Source organism: Aquifex pyrophilus (genome assembly GCF_054656935.1).
The window spans coordinates 21264-28331 of sequence record NZ_BAAHXJ010000009.1 but is presented as its reverse complement, the minus strand read 5'-3'; the positions used below and the strand labels follow the sequence as shown (position 1 = coordinate 28331).

At 36.2% G+C, this 7068-nt stretch carries 11 protein-coding genes; 9 read left to right on the top strand and 2 right to left on the bottom strand.

Annotation, left to right across the window (positions count from 1 at the left end; all coding sequences use genetic code 11):
• The 3 genes from ACYQZ0_RS07110 to ACYQZ0_RS07100 form a co-directional block, all read left to right on the top strand.
• Positions 1 to 231 (top strand): hypothetical protein (locus tag ACYQZ0_RS07110; RefSeq protein WP_459775905.1); only part of this gene is annotated, 231 nt, incomplete at its 5' end.
• A gap of 46 nt (positions 232 to 277) precedes the next feature.
• Entirely contained in the window at positions 278 to 649 is a 372-nt protein-coding gene (locus tag ACYQZ0_RS07105; protein WP_459775904.1) for a hypothetical protein, read from the top strand.
• Positions 650 to 1216: 567 nt separating this feature from the next.
• Positions 1217 to 1969, top strand: coding sequence for a hypothetical protein (locus ACYQZ0_RS07100; protein ID WP_459775903.1), 753 nt, complete (start codon positions 1217 to 1219; stop codon positions 1967 to 1969).
• A gap of 558 nt (positions 1970 to 2527) precedes the next feature.
• Here the strand turns inward: ACYQZ0_RS07100 and ACYQZ0_RS07095 are convergent.
• Positions 2528 to 2857, bottom strand: a complete 330-nt coding sequence (locus ACYQZ0_RS07095) for a hypothetical protein (RefSeq protein WP_459775902.1) — start codon at positions 2855 to 2857, stop codon at positions 2528 to 2530.
• A 150-nt stretch (positions 2858 to 3007) separates the two neighbouring features.
• Here ACYQZ0_RS07095 and ACYQZ0_RS07090 point away from each other — a divergent pair, with 150 nt between their 5' ends.
• The 3 genes from ACYQZ0_RS07090 to ACYQZ0_RS07080 are packed head-to-tail and all read left to right on the top strand — an operon-like array spanning position 3008 to position 4465.
• The gene (locus ACYQZ0_RS07090) at positions 3008 to 3376 is read left to right on the top strand and encodes a hypothetical protein (RefSeq protein ID WP_459775901.1); all 369 of its coding nucleotides are present in this window, start codon (positions 3008 to 3010) and stop codon (positions 3374 to 3376) included.
• 39 nt (positions 3377 to 3415) lie between these two features.
• Positions 3416 to 4261, top strand: a complete 846-nt coding sequence (locus tag ACYQZ0_RS07085) for an Rpn family recombination-promoting nuclease/putative transposase (protein WP_459775900.1) — start codon at positions 3416 to 3418, stop codon at positions 4259 to 4261.
• 18 nt (positions 4262 to 4279) lie between these two features.
• Positions 4280 to 4465 (top strand): hypothetical protein, encoded by a 186-nt coding sequence (locus ACYQZ0_RS07080; RefSeq protein WP_459775899.1) that lies wholly within the window; start codon positions 4280 to 4282, stop codon positions 4463 to 4465.
• Positions 4466 to 4600: 135 nt separating this feature from the next.
• On the opposite strand, the gene ACYQZ0_RS07075 is transcribed toward ACYQZ0_RS07080, so the two are convergent.
• Positions 4601 to 4825, bottom strand: coding sequence for a hypothetical protein (locus ACYQZ0_RS07075; RefSeq protein ID WP_459775898.1), 225 nt, complete (start codon positions 4823 to 4825; stop codon positions 4601 to 4603).
• An 818-nt stretch (positions 4826 to 5643) separates the two neighbouring features.
• Here ACYQZ0_RS07075 and ACYQZ0_RS07070 point away from each other — a divergent pair.
• From ACYQZ0_RS07070 to ACYQZ0_RS07060, 3 genes are all read left to right on the top strand, one after another.
• Positions 5644 to 5883 (top strand): hypothetical protein, encoded by a 240-nt coding sequence (locus tag ACYQZ0_RS07070; protein WP_459775897.1) that lies wholly within the window; start codon positions 5644 to 5646, stop codon positions 5881 to 5883.
• A gap of 61 nt (positions 5884 to 5944) precedes the next feature.
• The gene (locus ACYQZ0_RS07065) at positions 5945 to 6577 is read left to right on the top strand and encodes a hypothetical protein (RefSeq protein WP_459775896.1); all 633 of its coding nucleotides are present in this window, start codon (positions 5945 to 5947) and stop codon (positions 6575 to 6577) included.
• 144 nt (positions 6578 to 6721) lie between these two features.
• Positions 6722 to 7057 carry a hypothetical protein gene (locus ACYQZ0_RS07060; RefSeq protein WP_459775895.1) on the top strand — a complete coding sequence of 112 codons (336 nt, stop codon included), beginning with the start codon at positions 6722 to 6724 and terminating at the stop codon, positions 7055 to 7057.
• Positions 7058 to 7068 lie beyond the last annotated feature (11 nt).

Genomic DNA, 7068 nt, shown 5'->3' with positions numbered 1-7068 from the left:
TCTCTTTATCAATCTCTCGCAAATAAATTTAGAATAACTGCAAACGATTCCAAAGAGGTTATTGAAGAACTGATACAGAAACTTATAGAAGATGGCGTGAATAGTGTAAAGAGAAAGATAAGCGTAAACGTAGACTGGTTGCGTAAAAGACAAGATGAAGAAAGTATAAAGCGGGAAATAGAGGATATTAAAAGGGAACTTAAGTTAGACACCGAAGATAAACTAGTTTAGATGAATGCAATTCCTATTCTTTATAATTAAGTGTTAGGAGGTATAAATGGACTTTCTAAAGAATAAAGCAAAGGGCTTAATTAAAGATTACATAAGGACTAAGGTAGAGGAGACAGATTTTGCCCAGTTAATCCTTGAGAATGTCAATCAGGAGACGGAAAAGTTAATAGCCGACAAGATTTATATCGCACTTGTGGAAAGTTTAAAAAGGCTTGATGACGAAACTGTGGCGGATTTGGCTATAAAGCTAAAAAACAAAGCTTTAGAAGCTGTAGAAGGTAGTAATGCCATGATAGAACAACTGATAAACGATATTACTAAGAAGATTATTGAAAATCTGGAAAAGGACGAAAAGCTCAAGGAGCAAATCAACGTAAAAGTAAAGGAAGTAATTATTAGCATCTTGGAGAAGTATTAAGATTTCCATTCTGAAAGGGAAACGAAATACCTCAGTTTTGGCATATGCAGTTGCATCCTGAGGCTGAAAAAGATAAAGTTTTTAACATTACTACTTATAGGAATAGTTTTAATTGTAATGACTTCCTCTATCATACTGCTATTAACAATTGAAATTTTCAGGTTATTGGAAATATTAAAAGATAGAGGTAATAAAAATGAATGAATTTTTACAAACATTAGCTTTTATAGGCTTCATAGTTGCCAGCGTAGTGTTAATTGTAAACTTTTATAGGCTTTTCAAAGTATTTAAAAAATATACCAAAGCAATGTAAAGTCCCTTATTTTCAATATCTTCCAGTTGTGTTAACATAAGGGTAGTTATCTCCTCTATGAGTCCTTTTTCTTTCAACCACTTAAGGACTTTCTATTATATTGGACCTATCCCGATTACAAACGTACTCCCTTACGGGAGTTCTTTAAAAGGGTTCATCATTCTCTACACCATACTGCAAACTGCAAACTGATAGTTGACATAGTCTAAGAATGAAACTTGTTTTCGAAAAAGAAGAGACTTATGTTTTAAATTGTGGGGTATGAACCTAACTTATTGCCATCTTGTAGATGGTTTGCAGGAAGAGTTTTTTTAGAAAAGGCTAAAAGGATTTTAGATAAATACACCGATGGTTTCCAATATGAACCAGAAGAAGGGTTAAAGATATTATCTGAGATATTTTCTGCAAGACTTCAAGTTATTAGGGGGATAAGAACTGTATTAGAGCTACCAGCTGAGAAAAATTGTTCTCTTGAAGAGCTTGTAAGAGAAATAAAAGGAAAGATTTCCGAAGAAAAATTTGAAGAACTATACAATACCTATTTTCAGGAGTTTGAAGTTAGATACTATGGTTCTTGTCAATATGTGCCTGACTATGAATTTTTTTACAAGGGTAAAAACTACAGGTTTCTTAATAAGCCTAAAGAATTACACAAACTAATTGATAAAGCAATCAAAGAAAGACTTCAGAACTTAGAAAAGCTTTTAAATATTGCTATAGAGGTTTTTTTTCAGGTGTATATAGAAGATAAAAAGGATGAGATATTTTATTATAGCTTTGCAGAAGTATATGACGACTACGAAGTGTATGAGGTATTAGTTAAAAATGGCATTGTTACATCTATAGAAGAAGCAATAGAGAAATTTGGTGAGGATACATATGAAATAGAAGCCCGATTCCCAGAATTATTTGAAAAAGAAATATTAGAAATATACAAAATGCAACATTATGATAAATTCTGGGAATGGGAAGAAGCTGATTCAATTTACTATAATCATGGAAACTAATTGAAGGATTCTTTACAAACTTTCCACAGTTATTTTCTCTTTAACCGAGAATGCTAAGTAGGGAGTATTTAAAGGCTGCACACATCCCAATACAGTAACAAAAAGAACTTAAGTATAAGGAAAGAAGAAGATTGTGGGCAATAGTTAACACTGTAAAAGTATAGTGTTAAGAAAGGGTTCTATTTAGGTTGAAAAAACTTCAGTCATTCTTTATTACTAAAGTTTTGCAAGGTACGAGTAAGGAAGTATAAAGTTATGGAGAAGGTAGGAAACGCAACTCCTGTGAAGCACATCAAAGATTTTATCTCTGTTAGAGTTTCTTCGTCTATATCCAACTTCCTGCTTTTTGTTTAACTCATAATTCCTTCATTACCACCTTGAAGGAGCTTTTAGCTCCTTTCACTTTCGGAACACTCTGAAAATCAACGACTTCCTCTATGCATACTTATGAGCCTATTGAAAATCAAATATCAAACTTCTTTGGACAAGAAGTTTGGGAATTTAAGCACGTAAATTTCTTTGTAGTTCTTGCCCTTTCTTTTAACTTACTTATCGCGTTTAATACCCTTCCTCTTCTTCCTCTTCCCCCGCTATCTCGTATTTCATCAGGTAATCCGGTATACCCAGCTCAGTCCACCTTTCCTTCGGGAACAGGAGCATCGCCATCATAAGGTAAATCGCTTCCTTTCTGCTGTATTCACGGTCCAGTCTGTCCAAATCCTCATCCTCCATCTGAAGGAGCATGAACGGAATGAAGCTTTCCGCTTTCTCTCTCAACTTCTTCGGTTGCTTCTCTACTTCCGCAATTAAGTGAGACAAAGAACCCGACATCTTAAACACCTCCCTGCTATCGTTGATGAGAAATCTGGTTCTTTTTCCTAGTTCCAACAACTTTTCTCTTCGTGGAAAAGCTCTTTTCTTTAGCAATACAATTGGCAATACATTAGCAATACAAAATATGTATAAATGAAATACACATGTTAATTTCACATTTGGAGTGTTAATACAAAGAAAATACGAAAGCAATATAATTGCAATATGGGGGAAGGTAAGAAAGTAGCGAAGACTTACAGGTTAAGTGAAGAAATCCTAAAGGAGCTTAAGGAGATTTCTTCACTCCTCGGGATTTCGGAAACCGAAGCTATATCGCGTGCTATTCATTCCTTTTACCTTCAGCTCAAGGGGGAGGAAGGATACACCGTAAGCGGTTCCATAGTTCCTTTTTCCGAATACCGGAAAACGCAGGACCAGTTAAAGCAAGCTCTTTATAAGCTCGGGGAACTTGAGGGAAGACTAAAGGAAACGGAAAACACGATAAAGGCCAAGGAAGAGTTAATAGAAGAACTCAGGAACCGCATAAAGGAGCTTCAAGCTAAGCCCAAAAGATGGTGGGAGTTCTGGAAGTGATTTTTCACTTTATTCCTGCCTTTAACCTAAAATAGCCCTATGACCAAGAAATACGACATACCTTTAAGGAAACTCTTTAAGGAGCTCCCACCCGCCCTTTTCAGGATAGCTTTTGGAACCTCTATTGACCCTCAAAAGGCTAAGCTCCTTGACGTTAAGCTTCCCAAACTCTTTGAAAGAGAGGCAGACCTCGTAGTTGAGTTCCAGAACGAGATTTACCACCTTGAAATCCAGTCAACGGACGACCCAGACATGCACTTAAGAATGGCTTACTATTTCCTTCTCATCTACGAAAACTACAAGAAAATTCCTAAACAGGCTGTCATCTACGTGGGAGAAGCTCCATTAAGAAGAATGAAGGACTCTGTCTCTCTGGGAAATCTAAAGTTCAGTTACAAGCTCATAGACCTTAACGCTCTTGACTGCACACCTTTTCTGGAAAGCCCCGAGCCCTCGGACTGGATAATTGCGATTCTGTGCAGGATACCTAAGGAAAAGGAAGTTCTTAAAGAAATCCTTTTGAGGTTTTCAAGACTTCCCAAGGAGAAAAGGGAGATATACCTTGAGATGCTCTTCCATCTTGCTCATTTAAGACCACAAAGGCTAAATTTGTTAGTAGAGCTCAAAAAGGAGGTCCACATGCCTATTACTATTGACCTTGAGAAAGACCCGCTTTACAAAGAAGGACTGGAAAAAGGACTCAAAAAGGGACTAAAAGAAGGATTAGAAATAGGACTGGAAAAAGGAAAAGAAGAAGCAAAAAGAGAGGATACTATACGGCTTTACAAGGAGACAAAATGGAGTCCGGAAAGAATAGCAAAAATCCTGAATGTCCCGAAAGACAAGGTTATCAAGTGGCTAAAAGAAGAAAAGCTTATTGATTAACATGAAGGAAAAATTGATATGCCCATTACGATTGATATTGAAAAAGATCCTCTTTACAAGGAGGGAGTAGAGAAAGCAAAAAGAGAAGACGCAATAAACCTCTACAGGGAATTGGGACTTTCTCCCGAAAGGATAGCAAAGGTTCTAAAAGTAGAAAAAGAAAAAGTCCTGAAGTGGTTAAAAGAAGAGGGACTGATAGAGTAGATAACCTAACAGATATAAGGGGGAAAGTCACCACCGAATAGCTTTAAAAAGTAAAGAATACCAAAGTACAACCTCAAATGAAACTTCATCAGGAAGAAACACGATATTTTTTGAAATTCAGTTGTAAATAGCTTTTCAAATTTTTAAAACATTCTTTAGACGCTTAAGAAATTTCTTTTCTTCTTCAGAAAGTCCTTCCAATAGCCTCTTATTCTTCACAAACTCTTCTAAAGGTATAAGGTAAACTCCGTCCTTTCTTTCAATTTTAACCGCTCTGATTGGCTCATCCACGAGGGAAATTCTTGAATGTCTGAGTTTAAACTCGTTCCATAGAAACGGAGTTTTAAATTTTCCCTCCATACATTTTAAATCTAATAATTTTTCCGAATTGAAAACTATAAAATGTGTTCTTATTTCTCACCAATTGCAATTAAACACTTAACCTTAGCAATAGCGGGCAAATGATTACATGAGCATAAACAAAATTCCCCGAGATTCCCTATGGACCGCTAATTTCTGACCGGGTTCATCAAATTGACATGTCGGCTTTTGAACCTTAACAACAGACAAAACAAGAACAGGAACAGAAACAAGAACACCTACAAACGGCCCACCTCTAACGTTCTCCCCGTTTGTCTCCGATTTATGATTTTTCACTCACTTTTTCTTTTTAAATGACTTTTTTTACGATAAAGAGTGTCGTTGTTCTATAGAACAACGACCCGATAAAGGGAACACTATAATAAGAACGTTCACGGACAAATTTCATTTTTCCACATTTGAGTCGTTGTTCTATGTAAAAACGAACCAAGAAATTTTGACTTCATTCTATCCCTTGATTTCCAGAGGAATAAATTAGTTCGTTTTTCCATAGGACAACGACCTGATTTTTCATTTTTGGTTCGTTGTTCTATAGAACATCGACATGACAGCAGTCATATAATCTTCCTCTTTGATTTTCAGGAATTAGACAACCTGAGAAGTGTCGTTGTTCTATAGAACATCGACTCAAAATTCAATAAACTTTTGCAAAAATGCAAATCTTCGGTTTACGTATAAATACGCTAATACACATCGTATTACGCTTATATACTTCGCTCGGATACCAGATGAAGTATCAAATAGTATTAAGAATTCTTTTTACTTAATCGGAAGTGTTGTTATGTTAAAATATGCTCATGCGAAAAAAGATAACAGTTCACCTTACCGAAGAAGCTTATGAAATCATCAAGGAAGTTCCCCCGAGGCTAAAAGGCTTCGTAATCTCAAGAGCTTTGATAGAGGCAAAGAAGAGCGGCCTTATAGACCTTCTTCTCGGAAAGACGAGCGAGGAAAAAGCAAAGCCTCAAAAGGCTACTCCGAACGAAGGATTTTTAGGAGATGAAGAAGAGGAAGAGGAAATTAAGTTAGAGCTATAAGAAAAAGACCGTTAACCTGATAAATTTTCGGAAAGCGAGATAAACTATTAGAAAAAGGGGAATGAGAACACGATACCTCACGCAATACTCTTTCTGGGACGCATACGCACTTGACCTTGCAAGGGAAATAGAGAAAAAAGCTACGAAAAGCACTTTAAGGAAAGTCGTAAGAAGACTCACGAAAGAATACCTCATAGCCCTTGCTTATTTTGTGTCGGGAAGCTGGAAAAAGGCAGAGGAAATCCTCAGAAAGAAGACCTCTTTCAGAGTTTCAAAAGAAGACCTTGAAAAGGTAAGGTTCAAGAAAATTCAGGGAATAACACCATCTTTTGAAAAGCCCTCAAGGGGAAAAGGAATAAGGCTCAAGAAGGTTCTCAAAGACTTCTGCCCTTGGGAAGTTTCGGAAGTGAGGATTTCAAAGAAGGTAGCAACGCTTCTGAAAAAGGCTATTCGGAAGGTTCTAAAAAGGAGAAGAAAGATTAAAGTTCTTGACAAAATGGCAATGTATTATCTCTGGCGTGCTTGGTATTATGCGAGAGCTTATAGCTACAGAGTCAACCTCAAGAGAGCTTCCCGCTTTATACAGAGAGCCTTAAAAAGAATAGGTATTGAGCTTCCTTTAGAGGTGATACTCTTTGAAGTGCGAAAACGGTTATACAGGAAGTTCAAGAGGGAGTTTTATATTTCATCGTAGGAATCACATCTTTACTTGAATTCTTTTGCTTAGAGGGAGTTAGCCAGTATTTTGGCAAACGAGTTTATATCAGACTATATTTAATAACTACAGGTATTTCGTACTCTTTGCTTATGATGCTTAATAAGCGTAAGGAGTGGTAGGATGAGTATAAAGTTGCCTGAGAAATCAATACTTGATGAGCTTGCAGAGAAGAAGGATAGAATTATTGAGGAAGGTAATTTATACTTGGCATACATTTATTCTTCGTTATCCAGACAACCTAAGAGAGTTTATAGGTTTGAGGATCTTTTACAAAACTTTAAAACCTTAAGAGTAGTTTATGGAAAAAATGAAATTCAGTTAAGGGGTATAGAAAAAAATAGGGAAAAACCTGCTACGCCGCTTAAAACGACAAAAAAAGAATTATTACCATATTTTAGGGAAGTCGTTCGCTTATTTGTTACATATAAAACTTTGGAAGACGAAGAGTTTATTTAAGTGCGTCTAAT

What these genes read in the sequence shown, in the direction of transcription:
- ACYQZ0_RS07105 (WP_459775904.1), top strand. Translation starts at nt 278, where the DNA reads ATGGACTTTCTAAAGAATAAAGCAAAGGGCTTAATTAAAGATTACATA.
- ACYQZ0_RS07090 (WP_459775901.1), top strand. Translation starts at nt 3,008, where the DNA reads ATGGGGGAAGGTAAGAAAGTAGCGAAGACTTACAGGTTAAGTGAAGAA.
- ACYQZ0_RS07085 (WP_459775900.1), top strand. Translation starts at nt 3,416, where the DNA reads ATGACCAAGAAATACGACATACCTTTAAGGAAACTCTTTAAGGAGCTC.
- ACYQZ0_RS07080 (WP_459775899.1), top strand. Translation starts at nt 4,280, where the DNA reads ATGCCCATTACGATTGATATTGAAAAAGATCCTCTTTACAAGGAGGGA.
- ACYQZ0_RS07075 (WP_459775898.1), bottom strand. Translation starts at nt 4,825, where the DNA reads ATGGAGGGAAAATTTAAAACTCCGTTTCTATGGAACGAGTTTAAACTC.
- ACYQZ0_RS07070 (WP_459775897.1), top strand. Translation starts at nt 5,644, where the DNA reads ATGCGAAAAAAGATAACAGTTCACCTTACCGAAGAAGCTTATGAAATC.
- ACYQZ0_RS07065 (WP_459775896.1), top strand. Translation starts at nt 5,945, where the DNA reads ATGAGAACACGATACCTCACGCAATACTCTTTCTGGGACGCATACGCA.
- ACYQZ0_RS07060 (WP_459775895.1), top strand. Translation starts at nt 6,722, where the DNA reads ATGAGTATAAAGTTGCCTGAGAAATCAATACTTGATGAGCTTGCAGAG.